Annotated in this window: 18 protein-coding genes and 1 tRNA gene; 7 read left to right on the forward strand and 12 right to left on the reverse strand. The window is 61.3% G+C overall.

All coding sequences use genetic code 11. The features are described 5' to 3' along the window. Window positions 1-2 precede the first annotated feature (2 nt). From BN1012_RS02560 to BN1012_RS02575, 4 genes are all read right to left on the reverse strand, one after another. Entirely contained in the window at window positions 3-1,253 is a 1,251-nt protein-coding gene (locus BN1012_RS02560; protein ID WP_043948413.1) for an ABC transporter permease, read from the reverse strand. Window positions 1,254-1,377: 124 nt separating this feature from the next. Beyond that, the gene (locus BN1012_RS02565) at window positions 1,378-2,574 is read right to left on the reverse strand and encodes a polyamine ABC transporter substrate-binding protein (RefSeq protein ID WP_244442933.1); all 1,197 of its coding nucleotides are present in this window, start codon (window positions 2,572-2,574) and stop codon (window positions 1,378-1,380) included. 42 nt (window positions 2,575-2,616) lie between these two features. Beyond that, window positions 2,617-3,801, reverse strand: coding sequence for an ABC transporter ATP-binding protein (locus BN1012_RS02570; RefSeq protein ID WP_043948414.1), 1,185 nt, complete (start codon window positions 3,799-3,801; stop codon window positions 2,617-2,619). A 122-nt stretch (window positions 3,802-3,923) separates the two neighbouring features. Beyond that, window positions 3,924-5,942, reverse strand: coding sequence for an AsmA family protein (locus tag BN1012_RS02575; protein WP_052534400.1), 2,019 nt, complete (start codon window positions 5,940-5,942; stop codon window positions 3,924-3,926). Between the two features lie 546 nt (window positions 5,943-6,488). Here BN1012_RS02575 and BN1012_RS17830 point away from each other — a divergent pair. The 4 genes from BN1012_RS17830 (at window position 6,489) to BN1012_RS02595 (ending at window position 12,397) form a co-directional block, all read left to right on the forward strand. Beyond that, window positions 6,489-8,246, forward strand: a complete 1,758-nt coding sequence (locus tag BN1012_RS17830; protein WP_052535579.1) for an ABC transporter ATP-binding protein — start codon at window positions 6,489-6,491, stop codon at window positions 8,244-8,246. A 110-nt stretch (window positions 8,247-8,356) separates the two neighbouring features. Next, a complete protein-coding gene (locus BN1012_RS02585; protein ID WP_043948415.1) occupies window positions 8,357-9,199 on the forward strand; it encodes a formate/nitrite transporter family protein in 843 nt (280 codons plus the stop codon). A gap of 75 nt (window positions 9,200-9,274) precedes the next feature. Next, complete coding sequence (locus BN1012_RS02590) at window positions 9,275-11,239, forward strand: acetoacetate--CoA ligase (RefSeq protein ID WP_081826160.1); 1,965 nt, start codon at window positions 9,275-9,277, stop codon at window positions 11,237-11,239. A 123-nt stretch (window positions 11,240-11,362) separates the two neighbouring features. Then, window positions 11,363-12,397, forward strand: coding sequence for a Fe(3+) ABC transporter substrate-binding protein (locus BN1012_RS02595; RefSeq protein WP_043948416.1), 1,035 nt, complete (start codon window positions 11,363-11,365; stop codon window positions 12,395-12,397). 76 nt (window positions 12,398-12,473) lie between these two features. Here BN1012_RS02595 and BN1012_RS02600 read toward each other — a convergent pair whose 3' ends face one another. Both BN1012_RS02600 and BN1012_RS02605 read right to left on the reverse strand, forming a co-directional pair. Then, the gene (locus BN1012_RS02600) at window positions 12,474-14,216 is read right to left on the reverse strand and encodes an ABC transporter permease (RefSeq protein ID WP_081826161.1); all 1,743 of its coding nucleotides are present in this window, start codon (window positions 14,214-14,216) and stop codon (window positions 12,474-12,476) included. 118 nt (window positions 14,217-14,334) lie between these two features. Then, a complete protein-coding gene (locus tag BN1012_RS02605; protein ID WP_043948417.1) occupies window positions 14,335-15,867 on the reverse strand; it encodes a sensor histidine kinase in 1,533 nt (510 codons plus the stop codon). Window positions 15,868-16,168: 301 nt separating this feature from the next. Here BN1012_RS02605 and BN1012_RS02610 point away from each other — a divergent pair, with 301 nt between their 5' ends. Continuing rightward, window positions 16,169-17,074, forward strand: coding sequence for an SDR family NAD(P)-dependent oxidoreductase (locus BN1012_RS02610; protein ID WP_081826162.1), 906 nt, complete (start codon window positions 16,169-16,171; stop codon window positions 17,072-17,074). Here the strand turns inward: BN1012_RS02610 and BN1012_RS02615 are convergent. Together BN1012_RS02615 and BN1012_RS02620 are read right to left on the reverse strand one after the other, a co-directional pair. Continuing rightward, the gene (locus BN1012_RS02615; RefSeq protein ID WP_063958481.1) at window positions 17,052-18,059 is read right to left on the reverse strand and encodes an alpha/beta fold hydrolase; all 1,008 of its coding nucleotides are present in this window, start codon (window positions 18,057-18,059) and stop codon (window positions 17,052-17,054) included. The two genes, BN1012_RS02610 and BN1012_RS02615, sit on opposite strands and share 23 nt — an antisense overlap. A 65-nt stretch (window positions 18,060-18,124) precedes the next feature. Further along, the gene (locus BN1012_RS02620) at window positions 18,125-18,670 is read right to left on the reverse strand and encodes a YHS domain-containing (seleno)protein (protein ID WP_145973389.1); all 546 of its coding nucleotides are present in this window, start codon (window positions 18,668-18,670) and stop codon (window positions 18,125-18,127) included. Window positions 18,671-18,960: 290 nt separating this feature from the next. On the opposite strand from BN1012_RS02620, the gene BN1012_RS02625 reads away from it, so the two are divergent. Continuing rightward, window positions 18,961-19,037 (forward strand) — tRNA-His (locus tag BN1012_RS02625). Window positions 19,038-19,058: 21 nt separating this feature from the next. On the opposite strand, the gene BN1012_RS02630 is transcribed toward BN1012_RS02625, so the two are convergent. Both BN1012_RS02630 and BN1012_RS02635 read right to left on the reverse strand, forming a co-directional pair. Then, entirely contained in the window at window positions 19,059-19,787 is a 729-nt protein-coding gene (locus BN1012_RS02630) for a 5-formyltetrahydrofolate cyclo-ligase (protein ID WP_043948418.1), read from the reverse strand. After that, on the reverse strand, window positions 19,784-20,137 hold the full coding sequence (locus tag BN1012_RS02635) for an HNH endonuclease (RefSeq protein WP_043948419.1): 354 nt from the start codon (window positions 20,135-20,137) through the stop codon (window positions 19,784-19,786). The genes BN1012_RS02630 and BN1012_RS02635 overlap by 4 nt, the downstream gene beginning before the upstream one ends. A 99-nt stretch (window positions 20,138-20,236) precedes the next feature. Here BN1012_RS02635 and BN1012_RS02640 point away from each other — a divergent pair, with 99 nt between their 5' ends. Continuing rightward, window positions 20,237-20,761, forward strand: a complete 525-nt coding sequence (locus BN1012_RS02640) for a 2,4'-dihydroxyacetophenone dioxygenase family protein (protein ID WP_052534405.1) — start codon at window positions 20,237-20,239, stop codon at window positions 20,759-20,761. A gap of 71 nt (window positions 20,762-20,832) precedes the next feature. Here the strand turns inward: BN1012_RS02640 and BN1012_RS16555 are convergent, their stop codons facing one another. Both BN1012_RS16555 and otsB read right to left on the reverse strand, forming a co-directional pair. Next, window positions 20,833-23,271 (reverse strand): hypothetical protein, encoded by a 2,439-nt coding sequence (locus tag BN1012_RS16555; protein ID WP_052534409.1) that lies wholly within the window; start codon window positions 23,269-23,271, stop codon window positions 20,833-20,835. Window positions 23,272-23,432: 161 nt separating this feature from the next. Next, window positions 23,433-24,242: a trehalose-phosphatase gene (gene otsB / locus BN1012_RS02650; RefSeq protein ID WP_043948420.1), complete on the reverse strand. Its 810-nt coding sequence runs from the start codon at window positions 24,240-24,242 to the stop codon at window positions 23,433-23,435. Window positions 24,243-24,303: the final 61 nt, after the last annotated feature.

Below are 24,303 nucleotides of genomic sequence, written 5' to 3' on the forward strand. Positions count from 1 at the left end.
GGTTATCCAAGCCTCATCTTGTCGATTCCAACGAGCCGGTCATAGAGCCAGTAAAGCGCCAGCACGCCCGCGAGCAACAGGGCACCAAGGGCCGCCGCGAGTCCCCAGTTGAGGCTCTCCTGCATGTGGAAAGCAATGAGGTTCGAGATCAGTTGACCCGTCCGCCCGCCCACCAGCGCCGGGGTGATGTAGTAGCCAACGGCGAGAATGAACACGAGCACCGCGCCTGCGCCGATGCCCGGTGCTGTCAGCGGCAGATAGACCCGCATGAAGGCAGTCGCCGGCGTTGCGCCCAGCGACAGCGCAGCGCGGGTCAGCGACGGCGGAATGCCGCGCATGACGGCATAAAGCGGCAGCACCGTGAAGGGCAGCAGAATATGCGTCATCGCCACAATGGTGCCGACCTGATTGTAGATCAGCTGAATGCGGCCATCATCCGACACCAGCCCCGCCCACACCATCAGGTCATTGAGCACACCCTGCGTTTGCAGCAGCGCGATCCACGCTGTTGTCCGTACAAGGAGCGATGTCCAGAAGGGCAGGAGCACCAGGATCATCAGTAGATTGGCCCGCGCGGACGACATATGCGCCATCAAATAGGCAATGGGAAAGCCAAGGGCGAGACAAAGCGCCATGACCAGTGCCGACACCCACAGGGTGCGCCAGAACAACTGCACATAAAGTCGCTGTTCTTCCGCATTCAGCACAATCGAGCCATCGGCGGTCTGGGTGCGGTCGATGGCGGACAGGTAGAAAGTCGGCGTCACCGGCTCTGAAACCCGCTTGATGGCGGCCCAGATCTCGCGCTCTCCCCATCGTGGATCAAGCGCCGGCAGGCTTTCGCTGTAGGGGGCGTCCAGCCGGGCAACCCTGCGGGCGGATCGCATGACCAGTGACCGGGTGCCCGGCACTTCATAGTTCAGCCGGGTCGCGGCCTGTCCAATGGTGCGCTCAGATCGCGCGGCCATCATGTCGGTCACAAGGGTCGCAAAGACTGCTTCGTCCGGGATGCCGTCGCCGTCCCAGTTTTGCACCGCCTCACTCAGCTGCGGCAGGACTTCGCCAAAGGCTGGCGAATACACACTGCGGGTAAGCATCGAGAGGATCGGAACAATGAACGTGACGATCAGGAAGATCAGCAGCGGCGCGACAAGGCCCAGCGCTTTCCACCGCGCAAGCCGGTTGGCCCGTTGCAGCTGGCGCTTCAGTTCGGGGGGCGGTGCGTCATAGGGGGCTGCGTCTGCAGCAGTCATGGGGTGATCCGGGCATGGCAACAGCAAAAAGGACTGGTGCTGCACATGTGCAAATCACCAGCCCTTTTCTCTTATCAGGTTGCGCGCCGCTCCGGAACGCGCGGCAGTGGCGACTTTCGAGAGTTTACTGCGCCAGCCACGCATTGAAGCGCTGTTCAAGCTCATCATTGTAATCGGCCCAGAACTCGTAATCGTTCTGCAATCCGTTGGCGAGACGCTCCGGCGTCGTCGGCATGTGAGATTTCATGTCCACATCAGGATATTCCGCGTGCGCCCCAACCAACTCGAGGGATGATTTGCGCGACGGGCCATAGGCGATCCAGCTGGCCTGGCCTGCGAGCCCTTCTGTTGACGTGGCAAAGGACACAAAATCCATGGCCGCATCCAGGTTCTTGCCGCCCTTTGGCATGACCCACAGGTCAAGGTCCCAAATCTGCCGATCCCAGATGATTTCAAAAGGCTGCTGCTCGGCAATCTGCGCATTGAAGATCCGGCCGTTGAAGGCGTTGGTCATGACAACCTCGCCATCCGCCAGAAGCTGCGGCGGCTGTGCGCCGGCTTCCCACCAGATGACCTCATCCTTGATCGTATCCAGCTTGGCAAAGGCCCGATCGACGCCTTCCGGCGTGGACAGCACCTCATAGACTTTGTCGATGGCAACGCCGTCAGCCATCAATGCGAACTCGAGATTGAACTTTGGAATTTTCCGAAGCCCACGCTTGCCGGGATAGGTTTCAAGGTCAAAAAAGTCGTCCAGCGTTGACGGCGCATTCTCAGGATATTTCGAGGCATCAAACGCAAAGACGCTCGACCACACCGAAATGGGAACCGCGCACTCAAACAAGGTGCCGGGCAGGAAGTCTTTAAGGGCCGGTGTGCCATCGGGCGCCGGTGGCAGGGCTGAATGATCGACAGGAACTGTCAGGCCTTCATCACACAGACGCACCGCTTCAGCCGTCTCTACGTCAACGGCATCCCAGACCACGTTCCCGCTTTCCACCTGCGCCTTGATGGGCGCGATGTTGCCGTCATAGTCGTCCGATTGAATGACAATGCCGGTGCGCTCACTGAAGGGTTTGTGAAACCCTTCAATCTGCGCCTTCGTATATGCGCCGCCCCAGGACACGATGGTGAGCGTGGTCTCAGTGCTCTCTATCGCTTCCTCAATGGGCGTGTCCGGCGCCGCGTCGGCAACGGCCGCATCCGGTGTTACGGGTGCCTCGGCTGCGTCATTGTTGCCGCTGTCACAGGCCGCAAGTCCAAGGGCCATGATTGCGGTTGCTGCCAGTAATCCGGGTGCAAGCGGAGTTGTAAATGTCATTGCGTGTATCTCCCCAATTGATACGCAAGTGATACCTAAGCTCTAGGCGGCGGCCCTTGGGCCATCGGTCTCAAATTCCATGTAGTCCAGCGCGTGCGCATCATCCGCAGACCAGCCGACACGCACTGTGTCGCCGCGCGCAAGAGGCGCTGAGCCTGCCATGTTTGGCACCTTGACCACAAAATCATCATTGCCGCCAAGTGTCAGGCGGGCACGCACATGGTCCCCCAGGTAAATCAGCTCCCGAACCGTGCCCTCAAACACATTGTCATAAGACGCTGTGTCACCGGGGCTTAGAACGTGCACCCGTTCTGGCCGAATGGACAGCAGGGTGCGCGCGCCGGTGTCACGGACCGCCACAGGGGCAGCCAGCACCAGCCCGTTGGACCCGTCCAAGGCAACCGTCACCTTGCCGCTCACCGTGCCGCGTATCTCACCGGCCAGTCGGTTGCTCTCGCCAATGAACGACGCCACAAAACTGTTCTGTGGTTCTTCGTAAAGGCGGGCAGGCGGGTCAACCTGCTGGATGACCCCGTCATTGAAGACGGCGATGCGGTCAGACATGGTCAGCGCTTCGCCCTGATCATGGGTCACATAAACAATGGTGATGCCGAGGCTCTCATGCAGGTGCTTGATCTCCAGCTGCATCTGTTCGCGCAGCATGCGGTCAAGGGCACCCAGCGGCTCATCCATCAACACAAGCTTGGGTTCAAACACCAGGGCGCGGGCAACGGCCACACGCTGTTGCTGACCACCGGACAGCTGCGCGGGCATACGACCACCGAAATCTTCCAGTTCCACCATGTCCAAGGCATCCGCAACCTTTGTTGCAATCACACCGGGCGCCATGCCGCGGACCTTCAAGGGGAAAGCAAGATTTTCTGCGACCGACATGTGGGGAAACAGGGCGTAGTTCTGAAACACCATGCCGATATCGCGCTTGTGCGGTGGCAGCGTGGTGATGGGATCGCCATCCAAAAGAATGTCGCCGCCCGTGGGCATTTCAAAGCCTGCAAGCATCATCAGGCAGGTTGTCTTGCCCGAGCCCGATGGCCCCAGCAGGGTGAGAAACTCACCGCGGGCAATATCAAGGTCCAGACCTTTGACCACCAGCGTTTCGCCGTCATAGGTCTTTTGAACGCCGCGAAAGCGCACCAGTGGATCAGCAATGCTGCCGTCGGTGCTTGCGTCCGGTGTCGCGGTGTCAGGCAGCGTCTCGGTGTCCATGGAGCCTCTGATCGTCAGGCAAATCAGCGAATTTCGGCGAGCCTAGACGATCGACCCATCGATGCAAACCGCGCGCCCAAACCGCAATCCACCGCAAGCCCATCGGCGGTCAGCGATGCTGACTACCGGCCAAACAATCCCTTGAGCAGATCTTCGGGATTGGGCTGCTTGGTTTCTTCCTTTGGTGCTTCTCCGGACGAGTCGCTCGAGGAGTCGTTTTGGCCCAGCAACCCGCGAATGATGTCCTTGGGCTGAATCTTCTCAAGACTTTCAACGCCCTTGAGAAGCTCGGCCGGATTGGAAATCACAGCCGCCAGATCCGGCGCGAATTTCGGATTGGACCACGTGCCCGTCACGATGACGGGAATGTCCAGCCCGGATTTGTCCGCAGCACCGCCCTGACCTTCAAGCGAGGCGACCAGCTTGGGCTTCAGGCGGTAATTGATCGACTGCTGAACGATGCTGGTTGATCCAGCACCCGTGAGCCGCAGGAGCGGCCCCAGCATCTTGAGATCATTGTTGGACAAGACCCCATTGGTGATGTTGAAGGAGCCATTCAGCTCACTGAAATCCGTGTCGGAAGACGTGGCGTTGCTCCAGCCGGAGATCGGGTCAGTCAACGCGGTGCGAATGATCTGCGCCAGATTGATGCCCTTGATGGCGCCATTCCTGAAATCAATGTTGCCGGTCCCGTTCAGCGTATTGACCATCTGTGCCTGTGAGGCGCCGCTCGCCGTAACAGCGACGTTGAAGAGACCGGTACCGTCCAGGCGTTTGAAGCCTGCAGCTGCATTCAAGAACGGCTCAATGGCGAGGCCCGACAGATTGAAATTGGCGGCCAGGGACGGCGTGGCGCGGCGCCCGTTGAGGGTCAGCTTGCCGGTGCCTGAGCCCTGGTAGAGCGCCATCTTGGTGAGGTTCGCGACCATGGTGCCGTTGGTAATGTCGAGGCCAAGCGCACTTTCCCCGATGACGATGTTGCCAAAGATGATTTCACCCGCGGAGAGATTGAGGTCTGTATCGACGGCTTTGAGACCGGAGAAATCGATCACGTCCGTGCTCCAGCCCGCATCGCCCTGGCCGCTATAGACGTTGGTATCAATCTGATCGACCGCCAGAGACCCGGACAGCTTGGGCCGTGCGCCGGCGGTTTCCACCACGAGGTTGCCGCTGGCATTCATGCCGTCCAGGGACATGGTGGCATTGGAAAATGTGTAGCGCGTGCCGGCGCTGGCCAGCTGTCCGTTCAGCGCAAGCGGACCAAAGCCGCCACCGTCAGCCATCGGGCTGCCGGTCCAGGCCGACAGTTTGCGAACGGACGGCACGTCCATATCAACCGTGCCGCTTGTTGCAAGAGCGCTCCCAAAAGTGACGTCGCCTGCATAGTTGAAGGTCACCGGATTGGACGAGACGGCAAGCGTTGTTGCCGTGGTTGCTGCTTCCATCACCGCACGCGGGCGTTCAACGGTGGCATCAATGTTCACCCGCTCTGCGTTCCACGTAAGCGCGCCTGCTACATTCAGCTGCTCATCAAGGCTTGGCAGGTTCAGCGTCACATCCACGTCGCTGAAATTATAAGCCGCACCGGACTGGGCATCGCTGTAGCTGATCTGACCGTTTTCAATGGTCATGTTGGCCAGCGAGACTTCCGTCGGGGCGAGCCCGCCACCGCTGCTGCCGTCCGTTGATGTGGTGTCGCCGCCGCCAGACTGGGTGTCCTGCGGTGCGGGTGCGGGATCGGCCGGAGCCGCCGCGGGTTCAAACTGCCAGTTCGGTGTGCCGTTGCGCGCAATCTCCAGATTGATGACAGGCTCGCGCAGCACAAACTCATCGACCTGCACTTTGCCGCTCAGCAGCGGCATAATGGCCAGTTCCGCGCGCAGCTCCTTCATGGTCGCCATGTTTTCTGACTTGCCGCCCGGCGCATTGGCAAACGTCACGTCGCCGATATTTGCTGCCAGCGCAGGCCATGCACTGATGGAGACGTCGCCGGCAATGGTGAGTTTGCGTCCCGTCGCGCTTTCAACGGCCGCTTCCACTTCCTGCTTTACCAGATCCGCAGAAATGAACATGGGCGCAAGAAAAACCGCACCTGCCACAAGAACAACGACGGCGATAACGAAATAGAGCAAGGCGCGCATTGGGTTTCTCCGGTGCGGTCCCCTGAGTTTGAGTGGCCAGAGGGCCATGAGGGACGCGGGCAGGGGGGTGCGAGTTGTGGCAATCGTACCGCGCTTTTCGCAGTCCTGCCATGCATCACGATTTACTGACTTCCACAATCGCGAATTCCTGTGGCATTGTCATGACCGTCTCATCCATTCGGGGTGAGGTTTTGCGATTCACGCGCTGGTGAACCTGCTCCAAGGACCCCAGCACCCAGGAAGAGTTGTCGATGCAAACCGATACTCCCCGCGTGATCGCGTTTTCCAAGCCTTGTCGGCATAGGCATCGCGTCTAGAGACAAGGCTTAGACAAACGCGGTTGGCGTCAGCGGTCTTTCCCAGCGATAGCCGGGCAGGCACGCGACCCTCCTCAAGCTCCCGATTTTGTTCGGGCGCTAACCGCACCGTTTGGCCGGGCGCCAGGCTCCAATACCAGCCTCCAATGCCCGCCCCCAAGTTTGTCCAATTCCGAAAACAAATTTCTTCCTGGGACAGCTCCGCGCGAAGACGTGGACTGTGATGATAATGACCAATCTTACGACTTTTGAGACCGCCCGTTTTGTGTGGGACTACTGGATGCGCTACCCGCGTCTGTTCTACGCTTGTATCGGGCTTGTGCTCGCCATGGCGGCCCTCGATGTGGCCTGGCCACTTGTTGCCGGTCGCTTTATCGACACCATTGCAGGCGAACTGCCGGATCAGCAGGTCTGGCAACTCCTCTTCATCATCGTTGGTGTGACGGTTCTCTTTTTCACCGTACGCTACATCATGTATCGCGTGTGGATCGTCTTTGCGGCCAATGTCATGCGGCATCTGGTGGGCGATGCCTTTGAACGCGTGCAGCGTTTCTCATCTGAATGGCACGCCAACGAGTTCGCAGGCGCCACCGTCCGAAAAATCAGCCGTGGCATGTGGGCCTATGACACCTATGCCGACACTATCGTCCATGCGCTGCTCACCGCAGTGACCACGTTGATCGGCCTCACCATCATGTTGACGATCCTGTGGCCTGTCATGGGGGTCACTGTGGGTGTGCTCATCGCCATTCATCTGGGCGTGGGCTACTGGCTGTCCGCCAACTGGGTGGCGCCTGCCAACAACATCCACATGGCGGCGGACAGCCGCATCGGTGCTACCATGTCTGACGCCATCACGTGCAATGCTGTGGTGAAGAGCTTTGGCGCCGAGGATCGCGAAGACGCCTCCTTCGAGCGTGTGGTCCGGGACTGGGCAGGCAAGGCGCAGTTCACCTGGATTCGCAGCGAGAACGCCGTGATGTTTCAGGTCGCCATGCAGGTATTGATGATGGCGGCGCTGCTGGGTTTTTCCACTTATTACTGGACCCAGGGGCTGGCCACGCCGGGCGATGTGGTACTGGCGCTTACGACATTCTTCGTGATCGACGGCCATCTGCGGCACGCGTCCTATCACATTCGGAACGCGCAGCAGGCGATCAACGAACTGGACGATCTGGTGTTGTTCCAGCGCCAGTCCATGGGCGTGGCCGACAGGCCGGATGCTGAAAACTTTGTGCCCGGGTCCGGACGCATTGCCTTTGAGAATGTGCAGTTTGCCTATGCCAATCAACCCGACCCGATCTATGAGGACTTCAACCTCACGATCCAGCCCGGCGAACGGGTGGGGCTTGTCGGCCGCTCAGGCTCCGGCAAGAGCACGTTTGTAAAGTTGCTGCAGCGTCTGCATGACGTGGATGGCGGCCAGATTGTGATTGATGGTCAGGACGTGGCGGCGGTCACCCAGTCGTCGCTGCGCCAGTCGATTGCGCTGGTCCCGCAGGACCCGGCCTTGTTCCACCGGTCATTGGCGGAGAACATCGCCTATGCCCGGCCCGATGCCACCCGTGAGGAAATCATGGAGGCTGCAAGGCGGGCCCATGCGGACGAGTTCATCCAGAACCTGCCCCAGGGCTATGACACGGAAGTGGGTGAGCGCGGCGTGAAGCTCTCCGGGGGGGAACGCCAGCGGGTGGCCATTGCCCGGGCATTTCTGGCGAACGCGCCCATTCTGGTGCTGGACGAAGCCACCTCAAGCCTCGACTCCCATACTGAAAGCATCATTCAGGATGCCATCGAGGAGTTGATGCGGGGCCGCACGACGATCCTGATTGCCCACCGGCTGTCCACGCTGCGGGATGTGGATCGTATTCTCGTGTTCCGGCAGGGCCGCATTGTGGAGCAGGGCACCCATGCCCAGCTCATGCAAAAGCCCAATGGTGACTTCAAGCAGTTGCTGGAGACACAGGCTGCAGGGCTGGTCTTCTAGACCAGCCCTGCCATAGTCCCTTCATGCAGGGCGCCACATCGGGAACTGGCCAGGGAACCAGATGGGCCTGCCGGTGTTCTGTTTGATTGGCTAGGGCAAAGGGCACACACATGTCAGATACCGACGGACAAGACGAAGAACTCAATCTGACAAACAAGGAAAAGGCACAGGCGCGCAAGAATTTGCGGTCCACCTCACCGGTTATTTTCGAAACCATCCGCCAGGAAGGAATCGAGGAGCTGGAACGGCCGCTGTTTTCCCTGTGGTGGTCTGGCGTCGCCGCCGGCGTTGTGATGTCCTTGTCGCTTTATTCCAAGGGCTATCTGCATCACCACCTGCCGGACGAAGCCTGGCGGTCGATCATCAGCAATTTCGGCTATTGCATCGGTTTCGTGCTGGTCATCCTTGGCCGCCTGCAACTGTTCACCGAAAACACGGTCAAACCTGTGTTGCCCCTGCTGGTTACGCCTACCCTGTGGCGCCTGAAAACCATGATGCAGCTCTGGGCCGTCGTTCTGGTGGCCAACCTTGTCGGCATCTTCTTCTCTGTCAGCCTGGTGGATACCGCAGGACTGGCCCTGCCACATCAGATTGATGCCTTCTTGGAAGTTTCTCACCACCTGGCGGAGCGGTCTGCTCTGGCCAATATCGGGCTTGGTGTGCCGGCAGGCTTTCTGCTGGCATCGCTTGTGTGGGCGCTTGCGGATAGCAAGGACGGGCGGCTGCTGTTGATTGTGGCGGTTACCTACATCATTGCCCTTGGCGAATTCAGCCACGTGGTCGCCGGTTCTGCCGAAGTGTTTCTGTTGGCGCTGCACGGCGACATGACCTATGGCGCGGTGTTCGGGCAGTTCATCCTGCCAACCCTGTTGGGCAACATTCTGGGCGGCACGGGACTGTTTGCGCTGATTGCCTATGGGCAGGTTCGTCACGAAATTCAGCCCGACGAGTGAGGCGCGTCGATTGCGGATACCTGACCCTGCGGATCAGCCTTTGATTTGACGCCGATGGGGCGGTATCCGTTAGCCATGACAGACACCGCCCCACAGCCACCTGTCCTGTGGCAACCGCAAGAACCAGCCGACACCCCCATGGGCCGGTTTGCCCGCGCGGCTGGCCGCCGCTGGCAGCGGCCCCTTGACGATTGGGCGGATCTCCATGCTTGGTCGGTGGATCATCGCGACGCGTTCTGGCAATCGGTCTGGGATGAATGCGGCATTGTCGGTGAGGCGGGCGATGTCGTGCTTGAAAATGCCGACGCCATGCCCGGCGCACGGTTCTTTCCCCAGGCGCGCCTGAACTTTGCTGAAAACCTGCTGGCCCATGGGGGCAATGACGACGATGTGGCGCTGGTCTTTCGGTCTGAAACCGGCGACGCCTGGCGGATGACCTGGGGCACCCTGCGCGAAGATGTAGCGAGTGCACAGCGCGTGTTTGCCCGCCTGGGTGTCGGGCCCGGCGACCGGGTAGCGGCCATGATGCCGAACATGCCGGAGACGGTCGTCGCCATGCTCGCCGCGGCCAGCATCGGGGCCGTCTTTTCATCCTGCTCACCGGACTTTGGCGTCAAGGGTGTGCTGGACAGGTTCGGCCAGATCGAGCCGACACTGCTGATCGGCTGCGGTGGCTACGCCTATGGTGGCAAGATCCACGACACCCGCGACAAACTGCGTGATATCGCATTGGGCCTTCCCAGCCTGTCAGGCGTGCTGGTTGTGCCCTACATGGCCGACGAAGATGTGGGGACGGTGCCCAAGGCCGAACTCTGGCGTGAGGCGCTGGATGCTGAAGACACGGACGATCTCAGTTTCCTGCCCATGCCATTCGGGCACCCGCTCTACGTGATGTTTTCCTCCGGCACGACCGGGGCACCCAAATGCATTGTGCATTCCGCCGGTGGCACATTGCTGCAGCATGCCAAGGAACATCGCCTGCATTGCGGGCTCACCTCCAACAACACCCTGTTTTACTTCAGTACCTGCGGCTGGATGATGTGGAACTGGCTGGTTTCCGGCCTGCAGGCAGGCGCAACACTTGTTCTCTATGACGGGTCGCCGTTCCATCCGGGGCCGGAGGCGTTGTTTGACGTAGTGCAGCAGCAGCGCGTCACGCATTTTGGAACTTCCGCCAAATACCTCGACGCCCTCAACAATGAAAAGCTGCGTCCGCGCGACACCCATAATCTGTCTGCCCTGCGCATGTTGCTGTCCACCGGGTCACCGCTGGTGCCCGAAGGTTTTGATTATGTGATGGATGCCATCAAGCCGGACGTGCATCTGGCATCCATTGCCGGTGGCACCGACATCGTGTCCTGCTTCGTGCTTGGCAATCCGCTGCTGCCGGTGCATCGCGGCGAAATTCAGGCCGCCGGTCTGGGCATGGCGACGCAAATCTGGAACGACGACGGTCATCGCGTCTTCAACGAAAAAGGTGAGCTCGTCTGCGTGCGCGCGTTCCCGGCCATGCCCATCGGCTTTTGGAACGATGAGGACAATGCCCGCTACCGCGCCGCTTATTTCGAGCGGTTCCCCAATGTCTGGCATCATGGCGACTTCGCGGAAGAAACGGACACCGGGGGCTTCATCATCCATGGCCGGTCAGACGCGACGCTGAACCCCGGCGGCGTGCGCATCGGCACAGCGGAAATCTACCGGCAGGTGGAACAGCTTCCGGAAATCAAAGAGTCACTGGTGATCGGTCAGGACTGGCAGGGCGACACCCGCGTGGTGCTGTTTGTTGTGCTCGCAGATGGCGCCGCGCTGGATGCTGATCTTGAGGCACGCCTGCGCAAACAGATACGCGACGGGGCCAGCCCCCGCCATGTTCCCGCCCGCATTGTGGCGGTGGCGGATATCCCACGCACCAAGTCTGGCAAGATCACCGAACTGGCGGTGCGCGATGTGGTCCACGGCCGCGAGGTCAAAAACCGCGAGGCACTGGCAAACCCTGAAGCTCTGGATCTCTACAGGGGCCTTGAGGCGCTCAAAACCTGATCGGCCCGCCCGCGCTCAATTTGCCGCATCGATCCCGCTTGACATGCGAATGGTTCTCATATTCAGTCGCGATGAATATGCGATCCATTCGCACCTTTTCCAATCACATGGGGTTTTGATCCAATGCGTCTTCTGGTTGCTGCTGCGGCGGCTGTCATTGCTTTTCCTCTCGCCGCGCAGGCCGCAGGCGAAGTGAATATCTACTCTTCCCGTCACTACGACACTGACGAGCGGCTCTACTCAGATTTTGAAGAAGCCACCGGCATCACGGTCAACCGGATTGAAGACAAGGCCAACGTGCTCATCGAGCGCATCAAGGCCGAAGGCGAGAATTCTCCTGCCGACATCCTGCTGACTGTGGATGCAGGCCGCCTCTATCAGGCAGATCAGGCCGGTATCTTCCAGTCGATCGACTCCGACACACTGGACGACCGTATTCCTGAAAACCTCCGTCACCCGGACGGCCACTGGTTTGGTTTCTCCACGCGCGGTCGTGCCATCTTCTACGACAAGGCCAAGGTCGATCCCGCAGACATCCAGACCTATGCAAGCCTTGCCGACCCGAAGCTGAAAGGCCTCGTCTGCACGCGGTCTTCTTCCAACATCTACATGCTGTCCCTGCTTGCAGCCGTGGTTGAGCATGAAGGCGAAGAAAACGCCAAGACCTGGGTTGAAGGCCTTTGGGCCAACCGCGCCCGCGACCCTGAGGGCGGCGACACGGACCAGCTGCGCGCCATCGCGTCCGGCCAATGCGCCATTGCGGTTGCCAACACCTATTACTTTGCCCGGGCGCTCTCCCAGGACGTGCGCGACCTGGCTAACCCGGATGACACGGACCGCATCGGCATCGTGTTCCCGGATCAGCCGACTGAAGACAATGACGCAAACGGCACCCACGTAAACGTGTCTGCTGGTGGTGTGGTGGCGAATGCCCCCAACCGCGCCAACGCCATTGCCTTCCTTGAATATCTGGCAACGGACGCAGCACAGAAGTACTTCGCCGACGGCAACAACGAATACCCCGTGGTTGAAGGTGTCGAAGCCTCATCTGCGGTGGAGTCGCTGGGCGCGTTTGAGGCGGACGATCTGCCGCTCATCAAGCTGGGTGAAAACCAGGCCACAGCTCAGAAAATCTACAACGAAGTCGGCTACCAGTAAGATCCTCCCTGGCAGCAGGCATACCTGGAGCCCGGTCGCGTTTGCGACCGGGCTTCTTTTTATTTGCCAGTCTTCTTTATTTGTTAGTTTTGCTGCCGGGGCGAGACGCCATGATCGTCCGTGACAGGATGATCACCGGCAGGAGACCCGTTGCGACAATCATCAGGCTGGCGGTGGAGGCTTCCGCCAGCCGCTCGTCGCTCGCAAGCCGATAGGCCTGAATGGCCAGCGTATCAAAGTTGAAGGGCCGCATGATCAGTGTGGCCGGCAGCTCTTTCACCACATCCACAAAGACAATGAGCCCTGCCGTCAACAGGCTGCCGCGCATCAGCGGTGAGTGGACTTCAATCAGTGTGGCCAGCTTCGAGCGCCCAAGCGACCGGGCGGCGGCGTCCATATTGGGCGTCACCTTGGCAAGGCTTGCCTCCACCGTATTGATCGACACCGCCATGAAGCGGACGATATAGGCAAACACAAGGCCCACTATGGAGCCTGTCAGAATAAGCCCGGTGGATATGCCAAATGTTGCGCGCATCCACGCATCCAGCGCGTTGTCCATATTGGCCAGCGGAATAAGCACGCCAACGGCAATCACGGACCCGGGGATCGCATAGCCAAGGCTCGTCATCCGGTTGGCAAGCCGCGCGAGCGGACTGCCGGACAGCCGGACTGCGTAGGCCATGAGCAGCGCCAGAGCCACAGCCAGTACCGCAGCGATCCCGGCCAGGGTGAAAGTGTTGAGTGTCAGCGTGATGTAGCGGCTGCCGAACAGGTCATGCCCACCAACAAAGTTGAGATAGATAAGAATGCCCAGCGGCAGCGCGAAGCCGAGCGTCACCGGCAACGCACATGCGGCAAAAGCGAGGGCCCCGCGGATGCCTTTGAGCTCATAGTCCGGCAAGCGTTGCAGCCGCGTTGTGGTTTGCTCGTAGGTGGCGCCCGACCGGCTGAGGCGTTCCACAAGAATGAGCAGCGTGACAATGCCCAGGAGCCCGGCAGAGAGCTGGCCCGCCAAGACCCGGTCCCCAAGGGAAAACCAGCTTTGATAGATCGCCGTCGTAAAGCTGCGCACACCAAAGTGCGAAACCGTGCCGAAATCCGCCAGTGTTTCCATGATCGCAAGCGCAGCACCTGCCGCAATGGCGGGGCGCGCCAGAGGAAGCGCCGTCTTCCAGAACGCGCCCCAGGCTGACTGGCCAAGGGTGCGGGCCGCTTCAAGGGCGCAAACCGATTGCTCAAGAAACGTCGCGCGCGCCAGAAGATACACATAGGGATAAAGCACGAAGGAAAACACGAACACCGCGCCCCCTTCGGAGCGAATATTCGGGAACCAGTAATCCTGCGCCCCCCAGCCGGTCACATCGCGCAGCAGGGTTTGTACAGGGCCGGGGTGGTGCAGAAAGTCCGTATACGCATAGGCCACCACATAAGCGGGGACCGCGAGCGGCAGGATCAGCGCCCAGTGAAAAATCTCACGGCCGGGGAACCGGCACATGGTCACAAGCCATGCCGTCGAGACCCCGAGCACAAGAACACCTGCCAGGGTGCCGGTCGCAAGGATGAGCGAGTTGGTCAGCAGCTGGGCCATGACCGACTGGCCAAGCCCGGAGAGGCTTGCCGTGGTCGTATCAAACAGGCTGGAGATAACCGCCAGCGCAGGCAGGGAAATGATCAAGGCCACAATAAAGGCGCTGATGGTCAGCGATCGTCCGGCAGTCCCCGTCGAGAACAGGCCGCGCAGCCGTGCCGCCAGCGGACGTCCGGCGTCGGGCTGGCCCCCATCTGGCAGAGTAGAATGTGACGGCTCTAGCAGGGCCATAGGATGAAATTGGTCTGGCTGTGAACGGGATCAGCAAGCGGCTTAGGCTTCCTGAGAATGAGTGTCAATAAACTCATCTAGTTTGGCCAGACGCAATTGGTCGCGCCCTTGATCCCGGTCAGGTCGCCAGCACGGCTGTCGGCGGGAAAACCGCACGAACCCTGGTGCCTTCGCCCGGCGTACTCTCGATTTCAAAGCTGGCCTTGTTGGCCTCGACCAGCGTTTTGGCAAGCGGCAAGCCAAGGCCCAGACCGCGTCCCAAGCCATGCTGACCGTCTTTTGCCTCAGCCAGACCCGCCTGTGCTTCTTCCACCTGACCAAATGGCTCAAGCGCGGCCGCCAGCTGGGCGTCATCCATACCGATGCCGGTGTCGACCACAGATAGCGCAACGCCACCCCCATCAGTCACCCGCACACCAAGGGTGATTGTGCCGCCGGACCCGGTGAACTTGATCGCGTTGCCCAGCAGATTGATCAGCACCTGCCGCAGGGAGCGGGCATCCGCCACGACCGGGGGCACATCCGCGCTGATCTCGGCAAACAGGGTGAGGCCGCGGTCCGCAGCCTCCGCACGCAGAAGATCACTCATGGCATGCACCATGTCAGCCAGATCGACCGCCTCAAACGACAGGGTGCGCCGCCCGTTTTCAGACCGCGCCATTTCCAGCAGATCATCCACAAGGCCAAGCAGGTGTTCGCCGCCCGTGTGGATGTCGCGGGCATATTCCAGATATTTTTCGTTGCCCATGGGCCCGAAATGCTCGTTCGCCATGACCTCGGAAAAACCGAGAATGGCATTGAGGGGCGTGCGCAGTTCGTGGCCGACGCGGGACATCAAGGCGCGGGCTTCCAAGGCTGCGGTCTTGGTATCGGACCCTGCAGTCTGGGATGCGGTCGGCCCGGGCTCAACATCTTGCGGTGCTGCCGGGGCAGGGGCCGCCAGAACGCGCGCCCTGTCCGCGATGTCATTGAAATAAGCCGCGACCGCTGCACCACCGCTGTTGGGATCAAGGGCGCGGGTCAGGGTGACGCGCGCAAGGCGTGCGCCAAACCGCGTGCCAATGCGGAATGTGGCAGACGACAGGCCTTCCGCCAGCGCGTGCCCGGTCAGCCTGAGGGCCGCTTTGGGATCGCCCAGCAACTCCCCAAGGTCTGGCGTTTTGTCACCCAGAAGGGCGATGGACGCATCATTGCCGGCAAGCCATGTGCCGTCGGCGGCAAAAAGAGCGCCGGGCGCCGCAATGGCTTCACCCAGTGCCGCCACACGGGCTTCGGCACTGTCCGGCTCAGCATCGGCCCCAACCACCACGGCAAGGCCGATGCGCCCGTCGCTCAGGGGCTCAAGTGACACTGTGACGTCGAGCGGCGTCCCGCCTTCGGGATGCGGCATCCGTCCGTTAACGGAGGATGTTGTATCCTGGCGGGCCGAGGCCGTTGCCATCAGCTGTGTGAGGGCTGCTGCAAAACGGCCCAGCGGCGCAAAAGGCCGTTCGACAAGATCAAGAATGCCGGCTTCGCCAAACAGCGCTGCAGCTTGCGCATTCGCGTCAGCCACGCGCGCACGCTCGCCATCCCAGACAAAACGCGCGTCAGGCCGGACATCGGATCTATCGTCCGGCGTGGTCGGTGTCTGGTCGTCGGTGGACGTCATGCATGACCGTTCGGGCAGGTGGCACCAAGGGACATAGCCAGCTCAAAGACCAGCTACGCCAGAAAACCGTGCACAAAGGAAAGCGGTTGTCTCGGGGCTGTGTGGTCGTTCCCCAACAACCGTGTCCGCCGATGACATGCGCGCTCCCCCAAGCACACTGGCAAACTATAGCGTCAAACGCGGCTCCCTGTGACCCCTCATAAGTCCAATAGGGCATGGACCTGTGGCAAACGGGCAATTGTCCGCTTAGGCTTGTGAAAACGGCCCTTTAACGCGAGGCCGAGGGATAGGGAAAAGCAAAATGGCGACAGCTCCAAAACGTAAGACCACGGCCAAAAAAGCCACCAGAAAGACCGCCACAAAGCGCAAAACGGCGTCGCGCCCCAAGGCCTCCTACAGGCCCGCGAACAAGGGCTCCCAGGGTCAGTGGGTGCTGATCACGGGCGCATCGGCCGGTATTGGCGAGGCGCTGGCCGGAAAATTCGCCGCCGGTGGCTTTGATCTCGTTCTTGCGGCACGCAGCAAGGATAAGCTCGCCAAGCTGGGGAAAAAGCTCTCCGCCGAGCACGGCATCGCCACTGAAGTCGCCCAGATTGACCTTTCAAAACCCGGCGCCCCGCGTGACCTGTTCAACGAGATGGCAAGCCGTGGCATCGATATCGATGTGCTGGTGAACAATGCCGGTGTGCTGGAGATGGGTCCCTTCAAAAGTCAGGAACCAGAAACTCTGGGCGACATGATCCGCCTCAACACGGTGGCGTTGACGGAACTTGCGGCTTTGTTTGTGCCGCCCATGGCCAAACGAAAATCCGGCCGTGTACTGAATGTTGCATCCGTCGCATCCTTCCAGCCGGTGCCATCATTGGCTGTTTATGCGGGCACCAAGGCCTTTGTCCTGTCCTTGACCGAGTCGCTGGCTGAAGAGTTGAAGTCAGATGGCGTGACCGTGACGGCGCTGTGCCCCGGCATTACCGAGACCAACATGTTCGGCACTATCAAGAGCAGCAATGAACGCACCGAGCGCATTCCATCTTTCCTCGTGGGCGATGTGCAGGAAGTAGCCCAGGAAGGCTATGACGCCTGTATCAAGGGCGATGTGGTGCGCGTTCCCGGACTTGCCTATGCCATGACAACAAGCATTGGCCGCGCATCGCCGCGGTGGCTCACCCGGCTTGTGGCCGGCGCTATTGGGCGGCAGATGATGTAGCTGTCGCTGTATCTCGATGGGTCGGTGGCGCAAGGCGATTGAGGTCGGCAGCCTGGGGCACGGCAATGCCGCCCAGCCACGCGGCAATCATGGCATTGACGGTGTCCGGCGCCTCCTGCTGAACCCAGTGAGAGACACCGGGTAGCCGACGCAGGGTGAAGTCACGCATTAGCGGGTCCATCTTGTCGGTGGTCTCGACGCACAGGGCTGAATCTTCTTCCCCCCAGATCATCAGGGTCGGGACATCGATGACCGGCGGGTCGCGCCACAAATCGTGATAGGGCGTCCGGCGCCGCATGGCGGCCCGGTAATAGTTGACCATGGCAGTCAACGCGCCTGGCTTGAGCGCCGCCTCGCGATAGACCTTCAGGACGTTGTCTGGAAAGCGGGATTTGTCGACGGCCATATCATGGAACGCACGGCCAATGGCCTCCGCGTCCTTTGCACCAAGCAGCTTTTCAGGCAGCCAGGGTATCTGGAAAAAGACCGTGTACCAGGAGCGCTTGAACTGCTTCCAGGTTTTGAACTCATCCACAAAGCGTTTGGGGTGCGGCAGGTTCATGACGATGAAGCGATCAATCTCCCGCTTCTTGCCGAGCAGAAAACTCCACGCAATCGCACCGCCCCAGTCGTGGGCGACGAGGCAGACCTCATCTGCGAGCCCTTCGGCCTTGGCCGCATCAATCAGCCCCGCCACATCGTCAATCAACACGTCCAGGCGATAGGCATCAATGCCTTCAGGCCGCGACGTGTCGCCATAGCCACGCAGATTGGGGGCCCAGACCGTGTAGCCCGCATTGGTGAAGGTTGAAATCTGGTCGCGCCAGGAGAAATTGAGTTCAGGAAAGCCGTGCAGCAACAACGCCAGCTTGCTCTTTCCGCTGCCCTGGCGGCCTGAAACAACCGTATGGGCCGGTTGCGCGACGGCAACCTCAAACCGAATGCCGTTTGCTTCAATGAATGTCGTCTGCGCGCCCGGAACCATCTGCCACCCTGCCTGCAATAAGTTTTGCAGGCAGTCTAGCAGCAGGTCATGGCCCACTTGTAGGGCTAATGAGTGGCAGGGGTCTGCAGCATTTTCGGCGGCACATTGCGGATCGTATCCCAGATGGCCCGGGCGATTTTTTCGTTCCGCTCCGCTTCTTCATTCCACATGGCTTTGGTGCCGTCATCAATGAACAGGAACAGCTTTTCGCCACTGACCTGCCACGCCGGACTGCGCTCGGGGCGCAGCTTCTTGCCCACGCGGACACCCATCGCGCCATAGCCGCCATATTGCGGAGCCAGGGCGGCGGGGTCCTTCAGGAACAGGTCACGATTGTCCGTGCTGACAAACCGATAGGTCGCCCCATCATGGGTGGCGGTAATGTTCTTGTCGCCCTTGAGGGCCTCGCCCTTGGTGAAGAACGCCACAACGTCATAGCCAACGGCTGCAATACCGATCCAACTGGTGGCCACATGAGAGGGCTTGTCCGCCAGCGCTGCGGACAGATCATCGGACGCTGCCTGCGCGGCGCCGGCGCTGCCATACACAATGGCGGCAACCACCATGGCAATCGCAGCAAGAGCGTTCAGGGATCGGTTGGCCCAGTCCATCATTGGTTTCCTCAATTCATTGGCCCGGTGCGGGAACCCGGTTCAGGTGTCCATGCGGGCATTTGATGGAAGAAAGCCTAAAAGACGAGGTCTCAAGGGGGCGGTAATCCAAAAGCTCAAATTTGAAGCGAATTCGGCCGGGATTCCGGACCCATCGGCCGGGTTTCTGGCTGGAACAGGCGGAAAAAGCCGCCATATCCCTTCTTGCAATCGCCATGGCGGGACGCTAGTTTCCGCCTCCGCAACCGGGTTGAGCGCGAAAGCCTCTGTTCGCCGGTTGGCTGAAATGTGCCGCCTTAGCTCAGTTGGTTAGAGCGCCGGTTTGTGGAACCGGAGGTCCTTGGTTCGAACCCATGAGGCGGTACCATTTCCCTTTTCCACTTCCCCACTAGGCTTTGATCAGCGCCTTCAGGTCCGCCAGCACCGGCATGTCCTCCAGGTCCTGATCCGTGATGTCGGACCAGTCGATGCCGTCAGGCGCATCCGGCGGTGAGGTGATCTCCACACAGCGCGACGGCGTGACGATGAATGTCAGGGGCTCGTCCGTGCCGACCTGGGGAAAATCATCCACCAGTTGCACATCATGCACCGTCGTCGCGACGGGCACCGGCGCATGTCCCAGTTCCAGCAATATGCCGTATTCACGGTCCGCATAACCCGCCCCCTTGCCGCATCGCTTGCCCGAGCGTGTGACCGCCACGGAGCCGGACACGATGGCGTCCATCTGCGGCAGGTCCTGCAGCGCCACCTGCGTTGCCCATTTGGGCATGGTCGACATGGCAGCCGCCTGCCGGACCGCATCATGGGGCACGGCGGCGGCCGCGATACGCCAAAAGCCACCGGCCAGCTTCGGCGTCGGCACATAGACATCAATGCCGCGCCGCAGGGCCTCTGCCCGCACAGCGCTTTGGGCAGAATCCGGATTGATCTTCAGCGCGGTGGCATTGGCGAAAACCGGAATATCGAACAGACGCTTTGCGGCCTCACCCGCACCCTTGAAGTTGGGAATGCGCCCATGCGGCGGAAACGGGAAGGCGGCCAACCTCTCATTGCTGAGCCGGTCCCACACATGCGTGCGTGCCTCGTCCTTTGTGGCAAACGAAAGAGGTGTGCTCATCGCCGCCCCTTTCCGCCACCCGCCTTGCGGGTGCGCTTGTGAAAATCTGACGGGCGCTTGCGGACCCATTTGATGAAGGCTGCAACATCTGGATGGTCGGCAAGGGCCTCCACGGTGTCGAAGGAGTGCGCCAGTTCGCTCTCCGTAAACAATGAGTGGATTTTCTTGTGGCAGATCGGATGCAGCGGCACGGTCTGTGTCCCGCCTTTGAGGCGTGGGATCAGATGGTGCTTTTCCACCCGGCCTCCCAGGGGACGGGCGCACAAGGCACACACAGGTGCTGCGTCGGATACGTCCAGAGCCGGCGGCGCCGGCAGGTCAGGCAGGGGACTGAGACGTCTGTCTGTCATGCACAGGAAATGGCGCGTCGGCAGCGAAAAGTCAAAAACACCTGACAGCGCGCGTCAGGTCGCTAGACTGCGCGGGAATTCATTTCAGGGAGATCTTCAATGGACACCAAAGCAGACGATGCAATCACCCAGATGGCGACACCGGTCGTGCCGCCCGCATCCGGCGAAGCGCTGCATATCGGCGAAGACGATCTGCCATTCGTGGACCTTGGAGACGGCACCAGGATCCAGCTGCAGCAGGTTGATCTGACCCAGGGACTGTGGGTCCTGCGCACGAAATTCTCGCCGGGCTATCAGGTGGCAACGCACTATCACACGGGCCCCGTCTTTGCGGTGACCTTCACCGGCAGCTGGCACTACCGCGAATATCCCGATGTGGTGAATACCAAGGGGTCTTACCTGTTCGAGCCTGCAGGCTCCGTCCACACGCTGATCGTGCCCGACACCAACACGGAAGAAACAGATGTTTGGTTTGCCATCTATGGCCCCAACATCAACACCGACGAAACCGGTCAGGTCACCGGCATTCTGGACGCCAACAGCATCCTCAACGTCTATCGCGCCATGTGCGACGACCAGGGCCTGTCCTACGACAAGCTCATCGTGATCGGCGAAGACCTTTAGTCGTCACTGCCGCAGACAAAAGAAAAGCCCGGGCGGTGACACCGCCCGGGCCTTTTTTGAGTCAGCAGGCCTTAGCCGCCGATCTTGTACAGTCCAGTCACGATGCCCGTGTTGCTCTCATACCGCATGATATGGGTGCCGATGAGAACGTCTGTATGTGACGAACATTCGGAGAGCTGCCCTTTCAGCCATGCGGGGATGGGCTGTGCGCGCTTCAGCAATCCCGGCGGCATCAACTGACCTTCCACCAGACCGGCCTGGATATAGTCCGGAAGCGGGTGCTGCGGATGGGCCGTGCGCTCATAGTAAGCGTCCAAGGCTTGCCGCTCGGCAGTCGAGAACCCACTCGAACACGCCGCTTCGAACTGACCATCCAAAACAGCATCTGACGGCGCAGTTGTGCCGGACGGCTGCACCGGCGCCGCTTGCGCAGGGGCCGCCTGAGGCTCCGGCGTGACCGGTGCGTTCTGTGCAGCAGGCTGCGGTGTCGGTTGTGCCGCTGGCTGTGCAACCGAATCCGCAGCAGGTGTTGCCGGGGATGAGGCAGGTGCCGCAGGTTGCGCAGGTGCGGCCGGCGCCTGTCCGGCAGGTGCGCCCTGTCCCGGTGCCGGAGCAGACGGGGCAGGAGCGGCCGGTGCCGTGCCGCTTGGTGTCGGGGCGCTTGGTGCCGTGCCTGTCGTTGCCGTGCCCGTGGGTGCAGCGGGTGCACCGGCATTGCCGCCCGCACCAGCAGCCCCTGCTGCCGCATCATCGCCGCCACCAAGAATGGCGGCCCCAATGCCAACGGCAGCCGCGCCACCAACAATCGCTGCCGCCGTGCCGGCGTCTATGCCGCCGGAACCACCCGTTGATCCGCCAGAAGAGCCTGGAGTGGCAGGCGGTGTCGGTGCGCCAGGCGTTGCGGGTGCACTCGGCGTCGTAGGCGCCGGGACCGCAGGTGCTGGCGCCACGACGTCGCCACCGGCTCCATCGTCGCCACCGGCTCCATCGTCGCCACCGGCTCCATCGTCGCCACCGGCTCCATCGTCGCCACCGGCTCCATCGTCGCCACCGGCTCCATCGTCGCCACCGGCTCCATCGTCGCCACCGGCTCCATCGTCGCCACCGGCTCCATCGTCGCCACCGGCTCCATCGTCGCCACCGGCTCCATCGTCGCCACCGGCTCCATCGTCGCCACCGGCTCCATCGTCGCCACCGGCTCCATCGTCGCCACCGGCTCCATCGTCGCCACCGGCTCCATCGTCGCCACCGGCTCCATCGTCGCCACCGGCTCCATCGTCGCCACCGGCTCCATCGTCGCCACCGGCTCCATCGTCGCCACCGGCTCCATCGTCGCCACCGGCTCCATCGTCGCCACCGGCTCCATCGTCGCCACCGGCTCCATCGTCGCCACCGGCTCCATCGTCGCCACCGGCTCCATCGTCGCCACCGGCTCCATCGTCGCCACCGGCTCCATCGTCGCCACCGGCTCCATCGTCGCCACCGGCTCCATCGTCGTCACCGGCTCCATCGTCGTCCCCGGCTCCATCGTCGTCCCCGGCTCCATCGTCGTCCCCGGCTCCATCGTCGTCCCCGGCTCCATCGTCGTCCCCGGCTCCATCGTCGTCCCCGGCTCCATCGTCGTCCCCGGCTCCATCGTCGTCCCCGGCGCCATCGTCGTCCCCGGCGCCATCGTCGTCCCCGGCGCCATCGTCGTCCCCGGCGCCATCGTCGTCCCCGGCGCCATCGTCGTCCCCGGCGCCATCGTCGTCCCCGGCGCCATCGTCGTCCCCGGCGCCATCGTCGTCCCCGGCTCCATCGTCGTCCCCGGCTCCATCGTCGCCACCGGCTCCATCGTCGCCACCGGCTCCATCGTCGTCCCCGGCGCCATCATCATCTTTGTCTTTGTCCGGCTTGCAGCCCTGGCCTTCGCCACCGTCACGACAGCCATTGTTGTCGCCGTCAGCGCCTCCGTTGCCGCCGCCCCCGTTGCCGCCACCGTTGTTGCCGTTGCCGGATTGCCCAGCGTCATCTTTGTCTTTGTCCGGCTTGCAGCCCTGACCCGCGCCACCGTCGCGACAGCCACTGTTGTCGCCGTCAGCGCCGCCATTGCCCTTGTCGCCCTTATCGGACTTGTCGCCCTTATCGGACTTGTCGCCCTTATCGGACTTGTCGTCCTTATCGGACTTGTCGTCCTTATCCGGCTTGCAGCCCTGACCTTCGCCGCCGTCACGACAGCCATTGTTGTCGCCGTCGGCACCGCCATTGCCGGAATTGCCGGGGCTCCCGCCCTTGTCATCGCCGCTGTCGTTCTTGTCCGACTTGTCCTTGTCATTGGGGCCTTCGCCCCCATTGCCGCGACCATCAGCGTCGTTCTTGTCGTCGTTCAGTTCGCTGTTACCGCCCTTGTTGCCGCCGCCCTTGCCTTGAGCGTCCGCAATCGATTCAAGCCCGGGCGCAGCCGAGAAGGCCAGCGCAGCCAGAAAGGCGAACGCGAATCTGTAGCGTGAGCGATGAAGCGTAATGGACATGATGTTCCCCCAACGATGACCCGGTGCGATTTCAAGCAAAACCGCGCTCGGTCAGCCTATTGGCGAAGTGGGGGGCGCCGCAACGCAGTGCAGGCCCCGCAGCCCTGCCAGATTGCTGTTTGCAGAGCAGCAAGTGGCCATTGGGACACATGAATCCGGCCTTATTGCGAATGACTGTCAGTAAGCTGACGAAGGAACACGCCAACAGCCTCGGGGGATTGAAGCGTAAAGCGGGCAGCGGTCGCACCCGTATCGGCCCCAACCTTGATTCCAACACCGATGTCGCGAATGGCGCGGAACCCGTCTTCGTCGGTTTCATCGTCGCCAATATAGAAAGGCATGCATGTGTCCTGCGTCAGCCCCATGGCCTCCATGACGTGGAGAATGGCGGTGCCCTTGTTCCACTCCATGTCCGGACGCAACTCATGGATCATCTTACCCCCTGCTTTTTTAAGCGTGGGGTGACGGGCGGCTTCCGCCTCGACAGCGGCTGCGATGTCACCATGCCGCTCGGGTAAGACCTCCCGATAATGGATCGCCAGCGAATAGATCTTGTCTTCCAGAAAAGCGCCGTCGATTGGGTCAAGGAAAGCCGCCAGCGCGAGGGACGCTTTCTTGAGCGCGGGAAGAAACGCGTCCCCGATATCACCGGACAAGTCGTTCCCCTCAGCGTCCACAATGTCGAACCCATGGCTGCCCGCATAGGCGATGCCTTTGACGCCCAGCATCCGCATCACGTCAGGGCGTCCGCGACCTGTCACAACGGCCACAGGCATCAGGTCTGCAAGCCGCGACAGCGCTTTGAGAAGCTCAGGCGGGGCAATTGCAAGCTCTGGTCGCCTTGCAAGCGGCACAAGGGTGCCGTCATAGTCCAGAAAAAGCGCCGGACGCCGCCCGGCCATGCGGCTGATGATGTCATCGAAATGCTCAAGGGCGTCAGGCTGTCCGGCTGGTGCTACGGTTTGGGTCACGTCAGGTTTGCTCTTTTGAAGTGCGCGCGGGTCTGCGTCACTGGCTTATACGGATTGAAGT

Origin of the sequence: Candidatus Phaeomarinobacter ectocarpi (genome assembly GCF_000689395.1) — a bacterium.
Lineage (GTDB): Bacteria > Pseudomonadota > Alphaproteobacteria > CGMCC-115125 > CGMCC-115125 > Pyruvatibacter > Pyruvatibacter ectocarpi.